Source organism: Cytobacillus purgationiresistens (genome assembly GCF_030813235.1).
GTDB lineage: Bacteria > Bacillota > Bacilli > Bacillales > Cytobacillaceae > Cytobacillus > Cytobacillus purgationiresistens.
In genome coordinates this window covers 1-22,379 of sequence record NZ_JAUSUB010000017.1, presented here as the reverse complement: position 1 = coordinate 22,379, position 22,379 = coordinate 1, and the positions used below count along the sequence as shown (strand labels likewise).

Here is a 22,379-nt window from a genome sequence, read left to right as displayed (position 1 = left end):
TAGTAGATTTTTTTTCAATAGATAAGTATGGTTTTTTATGCTAATTCATACAATTCCATCCATTTGCATTGAGACAGGAGAGAATGTAAAATACTTTGGCATGATGAACGGTAGTTAGGAGCGGACTAGGGGTCATATTAGAAGAGAGAGCAGTGTGAAATTTTTAAGGTTTTCCTATTCTTAAAAGTGTTCAAAAGTCGAAAGATATTTTCCCACTCCTTAACGCCTAATCCATAGCGATTCTTGCCGATTCCTAGCGAAAAGGTCAAAAATTTGGGATGAAACTGATCGGCAGGAAAGTTATAATATAGAAAGCGCAGCCTTGTCAAAAAGACGAAGGTGAGGATACAAAGCAGGTTTAAAAATGGACCCAGTGGTTTATATACAACATATGTTTTTACATAGAATGTAAAGCAATAAAGATTTCAACAGAGGCGGAGGTAAAGGATGGCTTATTCGTCTGAGAAGCTAAGTGAGGAAAAAGTATTTAAAGATCCGGTCCACCGCTATATTCATGTGCAGGACAGGATTATCTGGGATTTAATAGGGACAAAGGAATTTCAACGGCTTCGAAGGATTAAGCAGCTTGGGACGACTTACTTAACCTTCCACGGCGCAGAGCATAGCCGTTTTAACCATTCGCTTGGGGTTTATGAGATTGTGAGAAGGATTTCTGACGATGTATTTAAGGGACGCCAGGAATGGAACGATGACAATCGTTTATTAGCCTTATGTGCGGCTTTGCTCCATGATTTAGGGCATGGTCCATTTTCCCATTCCTTTGAAAAGGTATTTAATTTAGATCATGAAGATTTCACAAAAAAAATCATTCTTGGAGATACTGAGGTCAATCAAGTACTGCAGCGAGTGGATGCCGGTTTTCCTCGGAAAGTAGAAGAAGTGATTGCAAAAACGTCAAAAAACAAACTCGTTGTCAGCCTCATTTCCAGTCAAATAGATGCCGATCGCATGGATTATTTGCAGCGTGATGCCTATTTTACAGGGGTGAGCTACGGTCATTTCGATATGGAAAGAATCCTTAGAGTGATGAGACCGAGGGAAGATCAAGTGGTTATTAAACAGAGTGGAATGCATGCTGTCGAGGATTATATTATGAGCCGCTATCAAATGTATTGGCAAGTTTATTTTCATCCGGTGACAAGGAGTGCAGAGGTCATATTGACGAAGATACTCCATCGTGTCAAACACTTATTCGAAAAGAGCTATCAATTTAAATATGACCCTATTCATTTCTATACTTTATTTAAAGGTGAAATGACAGTAAGTGATTATTTGAAACTAGACGAATCCATTATTCTTTATTACTTTCAAATGTGGCAGGAGGAAGATGACGATATCCTTCGCAACCTGGCTTGCCGTTTTCTTGATAGAAATCTCTTTAAATATACAGAGTTCGATCCTGCAAAGGAATATAAAAAGCTATCAGAGCTATCCTTGTTGTTTGAAAAAGCGGGCATTGATCCCGAATACTACTTAGTAGTGGACTCATCATCAGATCTTCCATATGATTTTTATCGTCCAGGAGAAGAAGAGGAGCGTTTGCCGATCCATCTTCTTTTAAAGAATGGAGAAATTCGTGAGCTTTCCAGAGAATCAGCGATTGTAGATGCGATTTCAGGAAAGAGGCGAACCGATCATAAGCTTTACTATCCCTCTGATTTCATTCATGATAATCGAATAAAACCGCAAATCAAAAAGCAAATCAGAAGGCTGCTTGAATTAGATGAGGGTCAAAGTCGATCTGACATAAGTAAGCAGTGGAATACACGTCCTAACAGGGAATAAGGAATAAATGAACTAGGAGATGAATCGCCTTGCTGAAAGATCATGCTAAAATCATGCACGCCATTGCAGCGTCTAGTGAAATTACAGGCCGGAAAAAGCTGCAGAAAATGGTATATATAGCGAAGAAAATAGATTTTCCTTTCCATGAAAAATTTGCTTTTCACTTTTATGGTCCTTATTCTGAGGAGCTGACATTAAGGATTGAAGAGCTTTGTAATATGGGCTTTCTAAATGAGGTCAAGGAAAAGAAGGGCGGCTATTATCAATACCGTTATTCTTTGACAGAAACCGGAACGGAATTCTTAAGTTTGAATGAGGTGGAAATGGCACACCTTGAAGATTGCCTTCGGGATATGAACGGGCAATCAGCGAGATTTCTTGAACTCGTATCAACGGTCCTTTACTTTGAAGGCTTACCGAAGGAAGAAGTACAGGAGAAAATTTTCACTTTAAAAAGTAAACAGCGCTATACAGAGGAAGAAGTAGACAGGGCCTATGAATATATTACTGATCTAAAAGGAAAAGCCAGAATCCATTAAGGATCCTGGCTATTTTTAAAAGATAAGAAAGTATAAACCTTTCAAAAAGAAAGATGGCTAGCGCAAGCGTCCTACCCCTTCGTCATATGCTATGCCTGAGGGTGAGCAAGGCGCCCCGCCCGCCCCGCGGAAAGCGAGTACCCTGGAGAGGAAATCAACCACTTTTGTAAAAAGCAACACAGTATACGAAAAACAGCTTTTTTAAGAACGAAAGAAAAATCGTAGAAATATTAAAAAATAGTTGATAAGTGGTTATAGCCCTCTCTTTTGGTTAAACGTACTTGTTCCGCTGTTCATTTTACTGATCGCTTAATCTTTTACCGCCTACAGCATAATGGTTTTTGCTCATTTCCTCGATGAATACAACAATCTTCTCTTTAGGGGCACCAGTTGTTTCGTTTACAGCAGCTGTTACTTTATCAACGAGTGCAGTCTTTTGCTCTTCTGTGCGTCCTTCAAGCATTTTTACAGTTACGTATGGCATGAAAATGCCCTCCTTTATAATCTGTATATAGCCGTCAATAACGGCAATTGTTTATAGTTTTTCACATTTTATTTAAATATACAAGACTAAAAAAATACCCTATTTCTTATTTTCACATTAATCTTGAATCATGTATACTTTATAATGAAATACTCTAGCTTGGTTTTACATATGGATATATATAGAAATGAAATGAATGAATAAGCTGATTTATAAAAAAGGGGACTTGAGGCATTGGAACAATTTTTAGCATATCCTATAAAGGATATTCCTTATGTAGCTATCACATTGATGATTGCTTTTACGGTGCATGAGCTTGCCCATGCATTTGTCGCTTATAAATTTGGTGATCCAACTGCTAAAAATCAGGGAAGGTTAACGTTAAATCCGCTGCAGCATTTAGATCCTATTGGGACGATACTTATTTTTATTGCTGGTTTCGGATGGGCGAGACCTGTACCGGTGAATCGCTTTTTCTTTAAAAGACCAAAGCTTGCTGGAGTATGTGTGTCACTAGCTGGCCCTGTCAGCAACTTAATTCTAGCAATCATTGCTCTGTTCTTTTGGTACGCGATGCTTGGATTCGGCTATGCAAACGCCTTGCCAGGATTTATACCAGAATTTTTGAGTATATTTATCTGGTTGAATCTCGTTCTATTTGTTTTTAATTTATTGCCATTACCGCCTCTTGATGGATATAGAATCATAGAGGATCTTGCACCAGCTCAAATAAGGGCGAAAATGACACAATTCGAAGTGTATGGCTCAGTCATTTTTCTAATCCTAGTCATTACACCTCTAAGCCATTACACGATTAGCCCTATTTTTAATACAATATTGCCACTTTTAAGCGGCGGGTTGAATGAGTTCTTTTACCAGCTCTTTATCGCCCAATGATGGTGGAAGTACAAGGAAAACTAAAGGAGGACATCTTTTCATGACTGAAAAAAAGAAAAAGCTAGAATTTAACATTATTAAAAACGATCCTACAGAAGGCCATGGAGGGTTCGGGGTAGGCGCCTTGAGCTTAGATAATGTCTCTCCTGTCATTATAGATGTAGAAGAAGGAGAGGCATCCATTGAAATCGGTGCCATGCATGCAAGAAGTGCTGTGGAAAGAGGCATTAAGTTTCTAAAAACGAAAGAGGAAGTACCAAATGGCAAGCCTTATTGGCTTGTATGGGTGACCATTGACCGCAAGCAGGAAGGAACGTATTACGCAGGGGTCACTTCCTGTGAAATGATCGTTGATCGTTCCATTCGCCGCGGTTTTAAATCACTTCCTGAGCATGTAAATCGGATGGACAAATCCATTAAACGACATATTATTGTCGATCATATGGATAATCCTTCGAAAAAGATTTTGGTTGAATTTTTGCAAAAACATGATGCTGGAATGTGGGAACGTTCCTCTAAACAATTAAAGGAAGATTTGCAAGTATAAAAGGGAATAAGCGCCATAATTGTGGCGTATTTGTGACAGTTTGTTGAAGTGCTTTTAGAACCTCTTGCGGGGAGCTAATAAAAAAAGTAAACTAATTATCAGTGCTAAAGCACTTTATAGAGCTAGGACACGAAAAACCTCGGCGATTTCGCCGAGGTATTTCATTTTGAGCAATCCCTGTCATTTTTGTGTTGGAATTATGAAGTCCAAGGGAATATTTTCTTATACCATGGTGTTTTTTCTTTAGGCAGCTTTGCTGGTTCTTTTGTTCCTCCATGATCTGGGAGATGCTCTGTACAATATTCTGTAGGCTCGGTTCCCGCTGCAAAATAGGTGAGTCGTTTCACTGGGCAATCCTCTGTCGCCAACTTCCCGCTGTTGGGCTCAACATAGACGCCAACTGTTTCTTTTGGCGGCTGGAATGACTTTACTGCCATTCCTTGCTGAGCTTCCTCCATAAAGTGACTCCAAATGTTTTTAGCATAAGACTTTTCCTCAACATTTTCGATTTTTTTGCCATGATCATACCCGGTCCAAACAGCCGCAACGAGTTGAGGAGAAAAGCCAGCCATCCAGCTGTCAGTTTCCGTTGATCCGGACTTCGCGGCATAAGGGCGTGTTAATTGATCAATGACGGTAGCCCCAGTTACACTGGCGTAACCGTTCAATTTCGTATCAAATACGCCTGTCATCATATGCGTGACGACAAAAGCCAATTCAGGCTTGAGTACTTGCGCGTGTTTTTCCTGTGCATCAAATATGACATCACCTTTGTAATCCTCGACCTTAGTGATAAAAACCGGAGACGTTTCTTTCCCGCCATTTGCCAGCATACTATAGGCATTTGCGAGCTCAGTGACGCGCAGACCGGATGTCCCTAATGCAAGAGAAGGCACCTTGTCCATCTTGGTGGTGATACCGAAGTCCTTTACTGTATTAACAAGCGCATCTTCTCCAAGAAATAGATGCGTTTTGACAGCATAAATATTATCAGATAATGCAAGGGCCTGTGCCATAGTTATTTCACCATTGGCATATTTGCTATTATAGTTTCGAGGAGAATATTCCGCCCTCCCATCATCAAAGCGGAAGGTGGTTGGCTCGCTTCGTATCGTTGTTGAAGGAGTGAAGCCTTGTTCAAGCGCAGCGTAATATAGCAAAGGCTTGATGGTGGAACCTGGCTGACGAATCGCTTGTAAAGCACGATTGAAAGGGCTCTCGGTATAATCCTTCCCGCCAACCATCGCTTCAATATAGCCATTTTTAGGGTTCATCGCTACGAATCCAACTTGGATCTCCGAATCCTCTGCCATCATTTCCCCAATTGTTTTTTCAGCAACAGCTTGTTTGTTCATATCCAGTGTGGTAAAAACTCTTAGGCCACCCATTTCAATGGTCCGGTCATCAAGGTTAAGTTGTGATTTTAAAGCAGCTCGTACTGCATCCTGGAAATAAGGTGCGGTCTTTGTAATCGTATGCTGATGTTTCCCGACAAGCTTTAATTGTTCACTCAATGCCTCATTTGCATCCTTTTTTGTCACAAACCCATTTTCTTGCATGACTGCTAAAATCCTTTTTTGCCGTGCCTCCGCTTTTTCCGGAGATGCAAGCGGAGAATATGAGCTTGGACCTTTAGGGATGCCAGCTAACATAGCAGCTTCACCTAAAGAGAGTTCGCTTGCATCCTTCCCGAAGTAGTATTGACTGGCAGCTTGTGCACCATAAGCTCCGTTTCCATAGTAAATGGTATTTAAGTAGCCTTCTAAAATTTGTTCCTTAGAATAGCTCATCTCTAAACGAATGGTATAGAAAGCTTCAAGCAGTTTTCGCTTCCATGTTTTCTCATGCTCAAGGAATAGGTTGCGGGCATATTGCTGACTAATTGTGCTTGCGCCCTGTACTTTTGCCATCGCTTTTAAGTCTGCAAGTACTGCCCCGCCAATCCGTTTATAATCGAAGCCATGATGCTCATAGAATCCTTTATCTTCAATTGCAATCGTTGCATCGGTTAAGTGAGGGCTAATATCCGTAATATCTGCCCAATATCGCTTTTCTCCATTATTGCTTTCCCCGATAACCGTTCCATCATTGGAAAGGTACAGTGTGGACTGCGGTACAGCGAGTGGAGGCGGTCCTAGTATTTTTGCATAAATGAAAATGCCGATGATAAGGAGTATCGTTAAGGCTAAACCTATTAAGCTAATAATTATGAAAGCCCGCAAATACTTACCTGTTTTTCTGAATCGATGATCTGTCATAATTTCCATATAAATACCACCCCCTATTTGTTTCAAAAAAAGCTATAAGCATAGTATTGAAAATTAACAGTAGTTTTAAACATTTTTCTCTAACATTTCATAAAAAAGAGGGAAGAAGTTTGACAAATAGTGACCTGCTTTATACCGGGGAAAATTTCTCTTGCAATTTTGCTAGAATCCACTATACTGATTCTCATGTTTGTCATTTAACTATTAGGGAACGATAAAGGTTAAACAAGATGATTTGAACGCATTTTTTAGAGAAAAGTATAAAATTTTTCAAATTAGAAAATGTCTAGCTCCAGCGCCTATCCCTTTATGGTCTAAGCCTGGGGGTGAGCAAGGCGCTTGCACTTTTCATAGAAGGGATGATAGATCAATGAGCATTTGGTTTACTGAGAAACAAACAGAAAACTTCGGAATCACAATGAAGGTGAATCGGACTTTACATACAGAGCAAACGGATTTTCAAAAGCTTGATATGGTAGAAACAGAAGAGTGGGGCAATATGTTATTGCTTGACGACATGGTTATGACCTCAGTGAAGGATGAATTTGTCTACCATGAGATGGTTGCGCATGTACCTTTATTTACACACCCGAATCCTGAAAATATCCTTGTTGTTGGCGGTGGAGACGGTGGCGTAATCCGCGAAGTTCTTAAACACCCAAGTGTCAAAAAAGCGACTTTAGTAGATATTGATGGCAAAGTCATTGAATACTCGAAGAAATACTTGCCAGAAATTGCAGGAAAGCTTGATGATCCACGTGTCGAAGTAAAAGTAGGTGACGGATTCATGCACATAGCAGAAAGTGAAAATGAGTATGATGTCATTATGGTTGACTCTACTGAGCCAGTAGGACCTGCTGTAAATCTATTTACAAAAGGCTTTTATGCTGGAATTTCTAAGGCATTAAAGGAGGATGGCCTATTCGTTGCCCAATCAGACAACCCTTGGTTCAAAGCGGACTTAATCCGCGACGTGCAAAGTGATGTTAAGGAAATTTTCCCAATTACACGTCTATATGTTGCCAACATCCCAACGTATCCAAGCGGATTATGGGCATTTACAATCGGCTCTAAAAGGCATGATCCATTAGAAGTGAGCGAAGAGCGCTTCCATGAGATTGAAACAAAATATTACACAAAGGAATTGCATAATGCTGCCTTTGTTCTGCCTAAATTTGTTCAAGATTTAGTGAAATAACTGATAACGGAGGAAATAAATATGCGTTTTGATGAAGCATATTCCGGTAATGTCTTTATAAAAAGCCATCCGAATTATGATGAAAGTGCAGCCGTGATTTACGGCATGCCGATGGACTGGACAGTCAGCTACCGTCCAGGTTCCCGCTTTGGCCCTACGCGTATTCGCGAAGTATCGATTGGTCTAGAAGAATACAGTGCGTATCTTGACCGCGAATTAGAAGAAGTAAAATACTTTGATGCAGGAGATATTCCATTGCCATTCGGAAATCCGCAAAGAAGCATTGATATGATTGAAGAGTATATTGATGGCCTGCTTGCCGACAATAAATTCCCGTTAGGTATGGGTGGGGAGCATCTCGTATCATGGCCGGTCATTAAGGCGATGTATAAAAAATACCCAGATCTCGCTATTATTCATATGGATGCACACACAGACTTGCGCGAGGATTATGAAGGCGAGCCTTTATCGCACTCCACGCCAATCCGTAAAGCAGCCGAATTAATCGGTCCTACAAATGTTTATTCTTTCGGCATTCGTTCAGGAATGAAGGAAGAATTTGTGTGGGCAAAAGAAGTTGGAATGCACATTTCTAAATTCGAAGTACTCGAGCCATTAAAGGAAATCTTGCCGAAGCTGGCAGGACGTCCAGTTTATGTCACTATCGACATTGATGTACTCGATCCAGCGCATGCACCTGGCACTGGCACAGTAGACGCCGGCGGTATCACTTCGAAAGAATTGCTGGCATCCATTCACGCTATTGCTCATTCCGATGTGAATGTAGTTGGAGCAGACCTTGTTGAAGTCGCGCCAATCTACGACCCGTCAGAGCAAACAGCGAATACAGCCAGCAAGCTGATTCGTGAGATGATTCTTGGGTGGATTAAATAATCTTTATCAAACACTAGGGAGGGGTTCCCTAGTGTTTTTTTAAAAAGAATAAATTTTATTAGTTAGAAAAGTGTCTAGCTCCAGCGCCTACCCCCTTGATGGTCTAGGAGAGCCTCCCAGAAAGGTAAAGAACACCTTTCCGTGAGGCTCGTCTTATGAAATGCCTGAGGATGAGCAAGGCGCCCCGTGTTTTTCTTGTAGGTTTTGATAAGACAAAACCATTGAAAAAAAGTTGATTGGAGCAGAAGGGTGCGAGACTCCAGGGACGAGGAGGCTCACCGCTCGCCCCGCGGAAAGCGAGCCCCCTGGAGAGGAAATCAACCACTACCTGCGAAAAGCAACAAAGTATACGAAAACAGCCTTGCGATCTCCTACACCGGACAACTCCCCACCCAAACAGCAGAAGACAGGGAAGAAACAGGCGTTTACAGAACCCCCATGCAAAATCACAAAAGCAAGGGCAGTAACTACCATTACCTAAATAAATATTGGGAATACACCAACATATGATTACTCTACAATTTAAATATTGCACAATCTGCTTCAAGCCTCCTAAATAAAAGTGGGAAAATGTCGTTTTCCAATAGAGAAGTAATAATCTAGGGTCGCTTCTAATTCCCGACTGGAAGCAAACCTCATTTTGTTTTATAATAATAAGGTTATAGAAAATTTGCTGATACTAAAGGCAAATAAAAAGGATGTGCGGCCGTTGTCTATTGGTCCAGTTGAACATGTATCTGTAAAGATTAAAGTAAAAACGGACATACGCAATGGAAAAGATAAAGAGACTTTTGAATTGACTGCGTTTGGACGATACTATAAAAAAGACACCTCCCGTTTTCTTCAGTATGAGGAAGCAATGGAAGATGGGAAGATTAAAACGATAATAAAGATGTCTGATAATGAAGCGCTTATTTTGCGCAGTGGCCATATTAAAATGAGGCTTCCATTAAAGATGAATAAAAAGCTGAGAGGGAGCTATGAAACTCCCTATGGCGTTTTTGAGATGGTTACACTAGCGAAAAGAATGGTCCACATCTTTGAAGAAGAGTCTCGCGCGGGGTCAATTGATCTAATGTATGAGATGAAGATGCAAGGGTCACAAACTGGTACGTATCATTTGGCAATCACGTTTGAGGAGGAAACAAAGTGAACATAGTTGAACAAGTACAAAGCAATTTAAAGCAAGAAATTAAAGATGCAGTTGTAAAAGCCGGGTTGGCTACAGCAGAGCAAATCCCTGATGTCATTTTAGAAATACCGAAAGAAAAGGCACATGGCGATTACTCCACAAATATGGCTATGCAGCTTGCACGTGTTGCAAAAAAAGCGCCTCGTATGATTGCTGAAGCGTTAATAGCAAACTTTGATAGCTCTAAAGCTTCTATTGAAAAAATCGAGATTGCCGGACCAGGATTTATTAATTTTTATATGGATAACAGCTACTTAACGAAATTGATTCCAGCTGTTCTGGAAGCTGACGATAAGTATGGGGAAACAGCAATTGGCGGGGGACGTAAACTTCAGGTTGAGTTTGTATCTGCTAATCCGACCGGCGACCTTCATCTTGGTCATGCCCGCGGAGCAGCGGTTGGAGATTCCTTATCAAATATATTGGCGAAAGCTGGATATGATGTAACGCGTGAATATTATATCAATGATGCAGGTAATCAAATTAATAACCTGGCACTTTCTGTTGAAGCGAGATATTTCCAAGCACTGGGCAAGGAAAAAGAGATGCCAGCAGATGGATACCAAGGAGAAGACATCATCAACATCGGTAAAAACCTGGCTGCAGAATTTGGCGATAAGTATGTCAACGTGGACGAGAAGGAACGTTTCGACTTCTTCCGTGAATACGGCCTAAAATACGAAATGGAAAAGCTTAAAAACGATTTGGAAGATTTCCGCGTGCCATACGATGTTTGGTATTCAGAAACTTCGCTTTATCATAATGGGAAAATTGATGCTGCACTTGAGACTTTAAACAAGAATGGTCATATTTTTGAAGAAGGTGGTGCTACTTGGTTCCGCTCGACAACATTTGGTGACGACAAAGACCGTGTCATGATTAAAAACGACGGTTCTTACACATATTTAACACCGGATGTAGCTTATCACAAGGATAAGCTGGAGCGCGGATTTGAAAAAATCATCAATGTTTGGGGTGCAGACCATCACGGATACATTCCGCGTATGAGTGCAGCAATTCAAGCACTTGGTTATGAAAAGGATGCACTTGAAGTTGAAATTATTCAGCTTGTACACCTTTATAAAGACGGGGAAAAAATGAAAATGAGCAAGCGGACAGGTAAAGCTGTAACTATGCGTGACCTTGTTGAGGAAGTTGGGCTAGATGCCACTCGCTATTTCTTTGCGATGAGAAGTGCAGATACACATTTGGACTTTGACCTTGATTTGGCTGTATCACAATCAAATGAAAACCCAGTTTACTATGCACAATATGCACATGCGCGTATTTCCAGTATTTTACGACAAGGGGAAGAGCAAGGATTTGTGGTAGATCAACAAGCAGATATTTCCTTGATTGGTGCAGAGAAGGAACTGGATGTTTTGAAGAAAATAGGTGAGTTCCCTCAAGCTGTAGGTGAAGCGGCAGAAAAACGTATGCCTCACAGAATCACAAACTATATCTATGACTTAGCATCTGCTTTCCACAGCTTCTACAATGCGGAGAAAGTACTGGACGGAGAAAATCCTGAAAGAACAAAAGCGAGACTTGCTTTGATCAAAGCAGTGCAAACAACTTTGAAAAATGCACTATCTTTAATCGGTGTGTCTGCTCCAGATAAAATGTAATTTCATAGAGAAGGCCAGTGCCTACAAAGGCACTGGCCTTCTTTATTTTAGCTCTTTAACCGAGATTACACTATACACCTTGCCTACCGCCATTCCACAGCCCCGCCGCTGATACGTTTAATTCCGCGAATGGAACTAATATCCTCCACGAGCTTTAGCATTGCTTGATCCTTTGCTTTTGCCTCAATCATAAAATCAACATCTGTATTTATTTTCGTTAGCGCACTTAGAAGAGGTTTGATAAAATCCAATTCTATGAAATCCGCATGTGAACGAAAGGCTTTTTCAGATTTTGGTGAAGAAATATGAATTTTTGGCAATAAGCCGGTATGCTTCCATGTTGCAAAAACGCTAGGCAATAAATCCTCAAGTGAAAGTGTACCAAGGTTAGCCATATGGTGGTGATAATCGAATATCATCGGGATCTTTTCTTTTTCACAAACGGCTAAGGTTTCGTCAGCATGGTATGTCTTATCATCATTTTCAAGTGTCATTTGCTGCTTAATACGGCATGGGAGAGTTTGAAGATTTTCGTGAAACCTCTCAATCGCTGCTTGCTTATCTCCATAAGCTCCCCCAATGTGAATATTAATAATGGCTTTGTCTTCAAGCTCCATCGCTTCAAGCATTCCAAAATGGTAGCTCATATCGGTGACGGCATTGGCTGTTACTTCTCCACGGGGGGAAGTAAATAGCGTGAATTGATTCGGATGAAAGCTGACGCGTAAACGCTGCTTCTTTACGAGAGAACCGATTTCCTGCCAGGTTTCACGAAAGGGAGTGGTGAAATCCCACATAACCTCCGGATGCGTAGCGAGTGGAACAATAGAGCTTGAGAACCGATAGAGCTCGATTTCATGAGCGATATTATAGTGCAGCATTCTGAGCGTATGGTCCAAATTTAACGAAGTAATTTCCTTTAGCTTATCCAAACGTTCTTCTTCTTTCAATTGTTGATAGCGAGCGAAAGTAAGTGTTTTTGAAGGGGAAGCATCCCACAAGGTTATGGCTTGGGACACATAACCGAATCTTATTCTCAAGGAAAGGCACCATCCAGTCTATAAAAATAAGGATAAGGAACGCGCCGCAAGTTCTTTACCTTTTCTAATTGGTCTAAAACCAGTAATATCTTGTAAAGAGATCAAGGTTGCTTTGCTGACATCCTTTTTATAAATTTCATTCAATTGGGCATGAAAGCTTTCATCGTAAATGTAGCAGTTGATTTCATAGTTTAGAAAAAAGCTTCTTTTATCAAAATTGGCTGTGCCAATTACGGCCACATTGTCAACTATCATTGTTTTTGCATGATAAAATCCATATTTATATTCGTATACTTCTGCACCTGCTTGAATTAATTTTCGCAGATAAGGATACGAAGCCTCTTTCACAAGAATATGATCGCTTGTATAAGGAATTAAAATCGTTACTTTTACGCCGCGGCCAATTGCTGAGAGTAAATTATTTAATAGCTTTTTCCCTGGAATAAAGTAGGGTGTACCAATGTCGATCGTTTGGCTGGCATCTTTGATCAACTGGGAATAATGCTCTTCCAAAAAAGCTGCATCTGTCGGAATTATCCTATGCTTAATCATTCCTTTTTCAGCATGAGGAAAATAGCTAACGTCATGCAATAAATCAATCTTTGCTGCCTTTTTCCAGTCAGACAAAAATACTTTTTGTAAATCGATCGCTCCCTCACCGGATAATTTTAAATGATAATCCCTCCATGGAGAGAGCTTTGGATCCAAATTTATGTACTCGCCACCTACATTAAACCCGCCGATATATCCGAATTTTCCGTCGATAACTGAGATTTTCCTATGATTTCTTGCTTGGACATTGTAAAATAGAAAGGGAAACGTTGGTGAATTGGCAAAAGCAAGCTCGATTCCATGACTTTTTAAATCTTTTTTAAGCTTCTTATTCAGAATAATCGGTAAACTACCTGCCCAATCAAGCAGGAGCCGGACTTCCACACCTTCACTCGCTTTTTCTTTTAAAATGGTTAAAAAGTCTTGGCCTATTCCATCATCTTTTACAATATAAAATAAGACATGGATATGGCTTTTCGCTTGTTTCAGTTCAGCAAAAAGCTCAGTAAATAACGAAGGTCCGTCCGCAAATATCGTCATATTACTTTCAGAAGAGGAGGGGGTCGCTCGCCTGACGGATTTTAAGTGGCTTTTACGGCCCAAAATATAGTCAATATACAAAGCAATAGCAAAAAGGATTGCCAGCAAGATGACCGCAATCATTATTCGAATTACCAACTTGATCATCTCCCTAAGTGTTTCTTAGTAGTATTTCCACAGATGCTTTTTCTATTATCGCTTAAAACATCCAAAGAAAATAAGCATAAATAAATAAAAACTAGTTGACTGAATGCTCATTCATTATATAATGGTACTAAGATTTAAATTCAGAAAATTTTATCGTGTTGAAATTTTCTCGGAAATGAAAAGGCTTTCAGCTACCGACTTTTATACCAGGAAGGAGTACTGACAACATGAACGTTTTATTATGGATTAACTTAATTGCAACGATTCTTGTAATCGCTTACGCTATTAGTCTGTTTGTGTACCTTTTAAGGTCAAGAATGGCTTATATCAAGCTTGGCAAAAAGACTGATTTTGTTAACAATGTCAAAGAGCGTTTGAACAAAGTCTGGGTAAATGTATTTGGTCAGAAAAAATTATTGAAGGATAAGAAAAGCGGCGCCATTCACGTTATGTTCTTTTATGGGTTTATTCTAGTCCAATTTGGTGCGATTGACTTTATTATTAAAGGAATCAGCCCAGGTGCCCATCTGCCGCTTGGACCATTATATCCAGCATTTACGTTTTTCCAAGAGATCGTTACATTAACGATATTAGTTGCTGTTGTTTGGGCTTTTTATCGCCGATATATTGAAAAGCTCGTTCGTTTGAAAAGAGGATTTAAATCAGGACTTGTCTTGATATTCATTGGAGGCTTAATGCTTTCTGTGCTATTAGGAAATGGGATGAGCATGATTTGGCATGGACATGATCCAGTTTGGACAGAGCCGGTTGCATCAGTGTTTGCATTGGCACTTACTTGGATTGGTGAAACGGCATCTATCGCAGTATTCTATGTAGCATGGTGGATTCACTTACTATTCCTATTAGCATTCCTTGTTTACATCCCGCAATCCAAGCATGCGCATTTAATTGCAGGACCGGTCAATGTTTACTTCAATCGTCTTGACAATCCTGGGAAATTAAAAGCAATCGATTTTGAAGATGAGACTCAAGAGTCCTTCGGGGTTGGGAAAATCGACGACTTCACTCAGCTGCAGATGATTGATCTCTATGCATGTGTAGAATGTGGTCGTTGTACAAATATGTGTCCAGCAACAGGAACAGGTAAAATGCTATCACCAATGGATTTAATAATAAAATTGCGTGATCATTTAACGAACCATGGGGCAGCAGTAACAAGAAAACAGCCTTGGGTTCCAACGTTCGCCTTTTCAAATACAAAAGGCAATCAATTGGCTTTAGCCACCGGTGGACAAGGTGCAGAGGAAGCAGCTGCAGGTCTTCAATACAGCCCTAGCTTAATTGGTGAAGTAATAACAGAAGAAGAAATTTGGGCATGTACAACTTGCCGTAACTGTGAAGATCAATGCCCGGTTATGAATGAGCATGTTGACAAAATCATGGACCTTCGTCGCTATCTTGTATTGACAGAAGGAAAAATGGATGCAGATGCACAGCGCGCAATGACCAATATTGAACGTCAAGGTAATCCTTGGGGATTAAACCGTAAAGAACGTGAAGATTGGAGAGACGCACGCGAGGATGTTCAAGTGCCAACGATTAAAGAAATGAAAAAATCTGGTGAAGAATTTGAATACTTATTCTGGGTAGGATCAATGGGCTCTTACGATAACCGGAGCCAGAAAATTGCGTTATCTTTCGCTAGATTGTTAAATGAAGCAGGCGTGAAATTTGCGATACTCGGCAACAAAGAGAAGAACTCTGGTGATACACCGAGACGCTTAGGAAACGAATTCTTATTCCAAGAGCTTGCAACGAAAAATATAGAAGAGTTTGAAAAAAATGAAGTGAAGAAAATCGTCACAATTGATCCGCATGCCTATAATATTTTCAAAAATGAGTATCCTGACTTCGGCTTAGAAGCAGAGGTTTATCATCATACGGAGTTGCTGGCGAAGCTTGTGGAAGAAGGCAAACTGAAGCCGCAATATGAGGTCAATGAAACGATTACGTTCCATGATTCTTGTTACTTAGGGCGCTACAATGAAGTGTATGATCCACCGCGTGAAATCCTAAGGGCTATTTCCGGCGTGAAACTTGTTGAGATGGAAAGAAATCGCGAAACAGGCATGTGCTGTGGAGCTGGCGGCGGCTTAATGTGGATGGAAGAAGAAACAGGAAATCGTGTCAATGTTTCCCGTACAGAGCAAGCATTGGCAGTTAACCCTTCAGTGATCAGTTCTGGATGTCCGTATTGCTTAACAATGCTGTCAGATGGAACAAAAGCGAAGGAAGTAGAAGAGTCAGTACAAACGTATGATGTTGCTGAGATTCTTGAAAAAGCTGTTATCGGAGAACAAACACTCGCTTCATAAGATGAACCGCAAGCAAGGCCATGGTCAATGAATGAATGAATGAATGAATGCAGACTAAGAGCTGCATGTCCTCTCAAAAGCTAACACTTTTGGTTGTGAGATGCGAATGCTATCGAAGAATTCCTAATCCTGTGGCAACGTCTGCATGACCCACATCCTGTCGGCCAGAGGACGCAGATGGGCTTGTTCTTTCGATAAAGGAAACACGGTGAGCGATAGGATCTGAGCTAGACATTGTTCTAAAATAAAAACTTATACTTTCTTGCTTCATAAAATTTAGGAGGAGTTGGGACATTTATAAAAATTCAAAAAAATAATTTTTATGAATTTTTAGCAAATTGTTTCAATTCCTCTTCTTTTTAATGTAAAATAGAAATAAATAAAGCGCTTTCACAAATAGGAAAGGAGAATTTATCTCCTTTTTGTTTGCATAGATCTTGAGCGAGCGTTCAGTCAGTCAGTCAGTTGCTATAAGAAACTGTTTAAAGAGATAAAATATATATCGATTTTAAATTCCGATAATTAAAAATTGAAAGTTTATGAGGAGAGGGTACTATTGGGTAAAACGGTTATTTTGGCTGGGGCAAGAACTGCGTTTGGAAAATTTGCAGGAGGGCTTAGCACGCTAACTGCATCAGATCTAGGTGGGATTGCGGTAAAAGAGGCGCTTAGCCGCGCAGATGTAAACCCGGATGATGTCGGTGAAGTTATATTAGGCTCCGTATTGCAAGGCGGTCAAGGACAAATCCCATCACGTCAAGCAGCGAGGAAGGCTGGGCTGTCTTGGGAAGTCAAAACAGAAACGATCAATAAAGTATGTGCCTCTGGAATGCGGAGTGTCACACTAGGAGACCAAATCATTCGTACGGGTGATGAAGAGGTGATTGTTGCAGGCGGAATGGAGTCTATGAGCAACGCGCCATATATTTTGCCTAAAGCACGCTGGGGCCTAAGAATGGGTGACAGCAAGGTACAGGATTTAATGACACTAGATGGTTTGAGCTGCAGTTTTACCGGCGTTCACATGGGCACTTATGGGAATGAAACAGCTGAAGCTTTTGATATTAGCAGAGAAGAACAGGATAAATGGGCTTTAAGAAGTCATGAGCTTGCTATTCAAGCAACTGTATCTGGCAAACTAGCAGAAGAAATTGTACCAGTAGAAATCCCGCAAAGAAAAGGAGATCCAGTCATTGTATCTGTGGACGAATCACCGCGTAAAGATACTTCTCTAGAAAGACTTGCAAAGCTGGGCTCGGCATTTGGAGAAGGGGGTACGATCACAGCTGGGAATGCACCGGGTGTGAATGACGGTGCAGCGGCCCTCGTACTAATGAGTGAGGAACGTGCGGCGAAGGAAGGTAAAAAAATCGGTGCAATTATTTTAGGACATATAGCAGTTGCAGTGGAGGCGAAGGATTTTCCACAAACACCTGGGATTGTTATTAATGAATTGTTGAAGAAGACGGGTAAAGCCTTAGAAGACATCAATCTTTTTGAAATTAATGAGGCCTTTGCGGCAGTTGCACTGACAAGCGGAAAAATTGCTAACCTAGATAGTGAAAAAGTGAATGTAAATGGTGGAGCGGTTGCTTTGGGTCATCCAATTGGCGCAAGTGGGGCGAGAATTATTTTAACATTAATGCATGAACTTACACGTCGTGGGGGCGGAATAGGGATTGCTGCGATTTGCTCTGGTGGAGGCCAGGGAGATGCCATCATGATTGAAGTGCCAAAGCATTAATTAAAGATAGAAGTGGAGGACATCAAAATGGAAATTAATAAAATAATGGTTATCGGTGCAGGACAAATGGGCTCCGGGATTGCTCAAGTATGTGCGCAAGCAGGATACAATGTGTATTTAAATGATTTGAAGCAGGATTTTGTAGAGCGCGGCTTAGGTGTAATTAATAAGAATCTTTCACGTCAAGTAGACAAAGAAAGGATGACAGCAGGGGAGATGGACGAGGTCCTTTCCCGACTTACACCTTCTACAACATTGCAAGATGCAAAAGCAGTTGATCTAGTTATTGAAGCGGCTGTTGAGAATATGGAAATCAAAACGAAAATATTCAGTGACTTAGATGCGATCGCTCCAGAACACGCCATTCTTGCAAGTAACACTTCATCGCTGCCAATTACGGAAATAGCAGCGGCAACTAAGCGTCCTGAGCAAGTCATTGGCATGCATTTTATGAATCCAGTGCCAGTCATGAAGCTTGTTGAGATTATCAGAGGACTTGCAACAGCAGATGAGGTATACGAAGCCATCGAAACAATGACCAATAATCTTAAAAAAGTTCCTGTAGAAGTGAATGACTTCCCAGGGTTCGTTTCTAACCGCATATTAATGCCAATGATTAATGAAGCCGTTTACACACTTTATGAAGGTGTAGCGACTAAAGAAGCGATTGATGAAGTCATGAAGCTTGGCATGAATCATCCAATGGGGCCATTAACATTGGCCGACTTTATTGGCCTGGATACTTGTCTTTACATCATGGAAACATTGCATGAGGGCTTTGGTGATGATAAATATCGCCCATGTCCGCTATTAAGAAAATATGTGAAAGCTGGCTGGCTCGGTAAGAAATCAGGCAGAGGCTTCTACGTTTACGAATAAGAGCAAAAGCGCGGGGCATATTGGTTACCCTCAGGCATAGCATAAGACGAGACTCGCGGAAAGGTGTTCCTTACCTTTCTGGGAGGATTTCCCTAGACCATCGAGGGGGTAGGGGCTGTAGCTGGATGTAGACCAAAAACTAAAAAAGCTATTCACAACTTTTTATTCTATAATTTCTTAAATAATCAATGCGACCATACGACATCGGAGGTTTTTAACATGAATCTAAGATTTACAGAAGAGCAGGAAATGATGAGAAAAATGGTGCGGGATTTCGCACAGACGGAGATTGCCCCTTTTGTTGAGAGAATGGAGGCTGGCGAGTTTCCCCGTGAGATTTTGAAGAAGATGGGTGAGCTCGGTTTAATGGGCATTCCTATCCCTGAACAATATGGTGGTTCTGAAATGGATTTGACCTCCTACATCATCGCAATTAACGAAATTTCAAAAGTAAGTGCGACTGTAGGTGTAATCCTATCTGTTCATACATCAGTTGGAACGAACCCAATCGTATACTTTGGAACTGAAGATCAGAAACAGAAGTATGTGCCAAAGCTTGCTTCAGGCGAATATCTGGGTGCTTTTTGCTTAACTGAGCCAAGTGCAGGGTCAGATGCCGGCAGCTTAAAGTCAAAAGCAGTTAAAAGCGGTGATCACTACATCATCAACGGCTCGAAGGTATTCATTACGAATGGTGGAGAAGCAGATGTTTACATCGTATTTGCTACAACTAATTCTGAGCTTGGAAGTAAAGGCATCTCAGCATTCATCGTTGAAAAAGATACTCCGGGGCTTGTCATCGGAAAAGATGAGCATAAAATGGGACTGCATGGTTCAAGAACGCTGCAATTAAGTTTTGAAGATATGAAAGTACCTGCTGAGAACTTACTCGGACAAGAGGGAGAAGGCTTTAAAATTGCTATGTCCAACCTTGATGTCGGCCGCATTGGTATAGCTTCTCAAGCACTGGGCATTGCAGAAGCGGCACTTGAAGCAGCAACAGCGTATGCGAAGGAACGGGTTCAATTTGGCAAGCCTATCGCTGTCCAGCAAGGCATCGGCTTTAAGCTTGCAGACATGGCTACAGCAGTTGAAGGAGCAAAACTATTAATCTATCGTGCGGCTAATCTGCGCCAAAACGGTATGAAATGTGGTAAAGAAGCATCAATGGCTAAGCTATTTGCATCAAAAACAGCAGTAGAAGTAACAACTGAGGCGATTCAAGTGTTTGGCGGCTATGGCTATACAGAGGATTATCCAGTCGAAAGATACTTCCGTGACGCAAAAATTACGGAAATCTATGAAGGTACAAGTGAGATTCAAAGATTGGTAATCAGCAAACAACTATAATAATCAAAATGATGGGCGATGGAGGATGAATCATGAATTTTCAACTGACTGAAGAACATGAAATGATTAGAAAAATGGTGCGTGATTTCGCAACAAATGAAGTAGCTCCTACTGCAGCTGAAAGAGATGAAGAAGAGCGCTTCGACCGTGAAATCTTTGATAAAATGGCTGAACTTGGATTAACAGGTATTCCTTGGCCAGAAGAGTATGGTGGAATTGGCAGTGACTATTTAGCATACTGTATCGCAGTAGAAGAATTATCCAGAGTATGTGCTTCTACAGGTGTGACACTCTCTGCTCATACATCACTGGCAGGCTGGCCAATCTATAAATTTGGTAATGAAGAGCAAAAACAAAAATACTTAAGACCAATGGCGCAGGGTGAAAAAATCGGCGGTTATGGCTTAACAGAACCAGGAAGCGGATCTGACGCTGGCGGAATGAAAACGACAGCTCGCCTAGAAGGTGACCATTACGTATTAAATGGTTCGAAGATCTTTATTACAAATGGCGGAGTAGCAGATATCTATGTTGTATTTGCTTTAACTGACCCTTCTAACAAGCATAAAGGAACAACCGCTTTTATTGTGGAAGCAGACTTCGAAGGCTTCTCAGTTGGGAAAAAAGAAAAGAAATTAGGGATTCGTTCCTCACCAACAACAGAAATCATATTTGAAGAATGTAAAGTACCTGTTGAAAATGTGTTAGGTGAAGTCGGAGAAGGTTTCAAAATTGCGATGATGACCCTTGATGGCGGACGTAATGGGATAGCTGCTCAAGCGGTCGGTATCGCTCAAGGAGCACTTGATGCTTCTGTAGGCTATGCAAAAGAGCGCGTTCAATTTGGCAAGCCAATTGCCGCTCAACAAGGCATCGGCTTTAAATTGGCTGATATGGCAACAAGTGTCGAAGCAGCAAGACTATTAACGTATCAAGCGGCTTGGCTTGAGTCAGAAGGCCTCCCTTATGGAAAAGAATCAGCTATGTCGAAACTGTTTGCTGGAGATGCAGCAATGAAGGTTACTACTGACGCTGTGCAAGTATTTGGCGGCTATGGTTATACAAAGGATTATCCAGTAGAGCGCTATATGCGTGATGCAAAAATTACGCAAATTTATGAAGGAACACAAGAAATCCAACGATTAGTTATTTCTAGAATGATTACAAAATAAAAGGGCAATGGTGATTACTTGCTTCACTGTAGAGGCGAGTAATCATCAGTGTTTTTTTAGAATCGGCACTAGATTGAATTTTAGTCGACTCAAATTCGTGATATTACGATATCTTGGGCGGTAAGGCCAATTTTGCAATTTCCTGTTGTTCATTTGAACATTACAAATAATGGATAAGGGATAAATAAAGGCGGTAGGAGAAAATGAAAAAACGTGAAGTGCAGGCCTCAGTTAAAGATGAGCGTTTAGTGAAAAAAAGACGTGATCAAATGATAAAGGGTGCCGTCAGCCTTTTTATCGAAAAAGGGTTTCATCGGACAACAACAAGAGAAATCGCAAAGGCATCAGGTTTTAGTATCGGCACATTATACGAGTATATTGGTACAAAAGAAGATGTGCTATATCTAGTCTGTGACAGTATTTATGATAAGGTGCGTGAACGTCTGCAGAAAGGTCTTGATAAAAATCAAGGCACCATCTTGAGCTTAAAACAAGGAATTGCTGATTACTTCAAAGTGGTAGATGGTATGCAGGATGAAGTGCTTGTCATGTATCAGGAGGTTAAATCCTTATCAAAGGACGCCTTACCTTATGTGCTGAAAAAAGAAATTGAAATGGTTGCGATGTTTGAGCATGTCATTCAATTTTGTATTGAAAACGGAGAATTGGATTTGCCTGAAGACAAGGTGAAGATGATTGCTCATAATATTTTTGTGCAAGGACAAATGTGGGCATTTCGCCGCTGGTCCCTGCAAAAAATGTACACCATTGATGATTATATTAATCTTCAGACAGATTTATTGTTTCAAGGCATTCAGCCAGCAGTAAAAGCTGAGTAAAAACTCCGCGCTTTATTAACTGAATATTAGTAAGTTTTTGTGAATAACACATCAGTTGAGACAAATTTTGACTAACCAACATCATGAGAACGTCTACCTATGTTAAGTAGAGCCACTTACGCATTCTGATAGTCCAGCTGCAGTGGCTAGCCCCTCGAGGTCTTAAGTCACAAATGAATTGAAGGGAAAGGCACCTTCATTTCATTCGCGCCTTAAGCTTGTCGGGGCTGGTCGAGCCACTTACGCATTCTGATAGTCCAGCTGCAGTGGCTAGCCCCTCGAGGTCTTAAGTCACAAATGAATTGAAGGGAAAGGCACCTTCATTTCA

The 22,379-nt window shown here is 40.8% G+C and carries 19 protein-coding genes; 14 read left to right on the top strand and 5 right to left on the bottom strand.

Annotation, left to right across the window (positions count from 1 at the left end; translation table 11 throughout):
• The first annotated feature begins 447 nt into the window (after window positions 1–447).
• Window positions 448–1,806: an HD domain-containing protein gene (locus J2S17_RS17665; protein WP_307477095.1), complete on the top strand. Its 1,359-nt coding sequence runs from the start codon at window positions 448–450 to the stop codon at window positions 1,804–1,806.
• 29 nt (window positions 1,807–1,835) lie between these two features.
• Window positions 1,836–2,345: a YwgA family protein gene (locus J2S17_RS17660; protein WP_307477094.1), complete on the top strand. Its 510-nt coding sequence runs from the start codon at window positions 1,836–1,838 to the stop codon at window positions 2,343–2,345.
• A gap of 298 nt (window positions 2,346–2,643) precedes the next feature.
• Here the strand turns inward: J2S17_RS17660 and thmT are convergent, their stop codons facing one another.
• A complete protein-coding gene (thmT, locus tag J2S17_RS17655) occupies window positions 2,644–2,829 on the bottom strand; it encodes a 2-hydroxymuconate tautomerase (RefSeq protein ID WP_307477093.1) in 186 nt (61 codons plus the stop codon).
• Window positions 2,830–3,063: 234 nt separating this feature from the next.
• On the opposite strand from thmT, the gene J2S17_RS17650 reads away from it, so the two are divergent.
• Both J2S17_RS17650 and J2S17_RS17645 read left to right on the top strand, forming a co-directional pair.
• Window positions 3,064–3,726 (top strand): site-2 protease family protein, encoded by a 663-nt coding sequence (locus tag J2S17_RS17650; protein WP_307477092.1) that lies wholly within the window; start codon window positions 3,064–3,066, stop codon window positions 3,724–3,726.
• A gap of 40 nt (window positions 3,727–3,766) precedes the next feature.
• Window positions 3,767–4,273 (top strand): YwhD family protein, encoded by a 507-nt coding sequence (locus tag J2S17_RS17645; RefSeq protein WP_307477091.1) that lies wholly within the window; start codon window positions 3,767–3,769, stop codon window positions 4,271–4,273.
• 197 nt (window positions 4,274–4,470) lie between these two features.
• Here J2S17_RS17645 and J2S17_RS17640 read toward each other — a convergent pair whose 3' ends face one another.
• The gene (locus J2S17_RS17640) at window positions 4,471–6,540 is read right to left on the bottom strand and encodes a transglycosylase domain-containing protein (protein WP_307477090.1); all 2,070 of its coding nucleotides are present in this window, start codon (window positions 6,538–6,540) and stop codon (window positions 4,471–4,473) included.
• A 370-nt stretch (window positions 6,541–6,910) separates the two neighbouring features.
• Here J2S17_RS17640 and speE point away from each other — a divergent pair, with 370 nt between their 5' ends.
• From speE to argS, 4 genes are all read left to right on the top strand, one after another.
• A complete protein-coding gene (gene speE / locus J2S17_RS17635) occupies window positions 6,911–7,738 on the top strand; it encodes a polyamine aminopropyltransferase (protein ID WP_307477089.1) in 828 nt (275 codons plus the stop codon).
• Window positions 7,739–7,759: 21 nt separating this feature from the next.
• Complete coding sequence (gene speB, locus J2S17_RS17630; RefSeq protein ID WP_307477088.1) at window positions 7,760–8,632, top strand: agmatinase; 873 nt, start codon at window positions 7,760–7,762, stop codon at window positions 8,630–8,632.
• Between the two features lie 709 nt (window positions 8,633–9,341).
• A complete protein-coding gene (locus J2S17_RS17625; protein WP_307477087.1) occupies window positions 9,342–9,785 on the top strand; it encodes a YwiB family protein in 444 nt (147 codons plus the stop codon).
• Window positions 9,782–11,452, top strand: a complete 1,671-nt coding sequence (gene argS / locus J2S17_RS17620) for an arginine--tRNA ligase (protein WP_307477086.1) — start codon at window positions 9,782–9,784, stop codon at window positions 11,450–11,452. The genes J2S17_RS17625 and argS overlap by 4 nt, the downstream gene beginning before the upstream one ends.
• An 83-nt stretch (window positions 11,453–11,535) precedes the next feature.
• On the opposite strand, the gene uvsE is transcribed toward argS, so the two are convergent.
• The gene (uvsE, locus tag J2S17_RS17615; protein ID WP_307477085.1) at window positions 11,536–12,492 is read right to left on the bottom strand and encodes a UV DNA damage repair endonuclease UvsE; all 957 of its coding nucleotides are present in this window, start codon (window positions 12,490–12,492) and stop codon (window positions 11,536–11,538) included.
• 18 nt (window positions 12,493–12,510) lie between these two features.
• Window positions 12,511–13,722: a cardiolipin synthase gene (gene cls, locus J2S17_RS17610; protein WP_307477084.1), complete on the bottom strand. Its 1,212-nt coding sequence runs from the start codon at window positions 13,720–13,722 to the stop codon at window positions 12,511–12,513.
• 236 nt (window positions 13,723–13,958) lie between these two features.
• On the opposite strand from cls, the gene J2S17_RS17605 reads away from it, so the two are divergent.
• Window positions 13,959–16,067, top strand: coding sequence for a (Fe-S)-binding protein (locus tag J2S17_RS17605; protein ID WP_307477083.1), 2,109 nt, complete (start codon window positions 13,959–13,961; stop codon window positions 16,065–16,067).
• Window positions 16,068–16,176: 109 nt separating this feature from the next.
• On the opposite strand, the gene J2S17_RS17600 is transcribed toward J2S17_RS17605, so the two are convergent.
• On the bottom strand, window positions 16,177–16,338 hold the full coding sequence (locus J2S17_RS17600) for a hypothetical protein (RefSeq protein ID WP_307477082.1): 162 nt from the start codon (window positions 16,336–16,338) through the stop codon (window positions 16,177–16,179).
• Between the two features lie 285 nt (window positions 16,339–16,623).
• On the opposite strand from J2S17_RS17600, the gene J2S17_RS17595 reads away from it, so the two are divergent.
• From J2S17_RS17595 to J2S17_RS17575, 5 genes are all read left to right on the top strand, one after another.
• Complete coding sequence (locus tag J2S17_RS17595; protein ID WP_307477081.1) at window positions 16,624–17,811, top strand: acetyl-CoA C-acetyltransferase; 1,188 nt, start codon at window positions 16,624–16,626, stop codon at window positions 17,809–17,811.
• Window positions 17,812–17,838: 27 nt separating this feature from the next.
• Complete coding sequence (locus J2S17_RS17590; RefSeq protein WP_307477080.1) at window positions 17,839–18,690, top strand: 3-hydroxybutyryl-CoA dehydrogenase; 852 nt, start codon at window positions 17,839–17,841, stop codon at window positions 18,688–18,690.
• A gap of 219 nt (window positions 18,691–18,909) precedes the next feature.
• Complete coding sequence (locus tag J2S17_RS17585; RefSeq protein WP_307477079.1) at window positions 18,910–20,040, top strand: acyl-CoA dehydrogenase; 1,131 nt, start codon at window positions 18,910–18,912, stop codon at window positions 20,038–20,040.
• Window positions 20,041–20,072: 32 nt separating this feature from the next.
• Window positions 20,073–21,212: an acyl-CoA dehydrogenase gene (locus J2S17_RS17580; protein WP_307477078.1), complete on the top strand. Its 1,140-nt coding sequence runs from the start codon at window positions 20,073–20,075 to the stop codon at window positions 21,210–21,212.
• A gap of 203 nt (window positions 21,213–21,415) precedes the next feature.
• Window positions 21,416–22,051: a TetR/AcrR family transcriptional regulator gene (locus J2S17_RS17575; protein ID WP_307477077.1), complete on the top strand. Its 636-nt coding sequence runs from the start codon at window positions 21,416–21,418 to the stop codon at window positions 22,049–22,051.
• Window positions 22,052–22,379 lie beyond the last annotated feature (328 nt).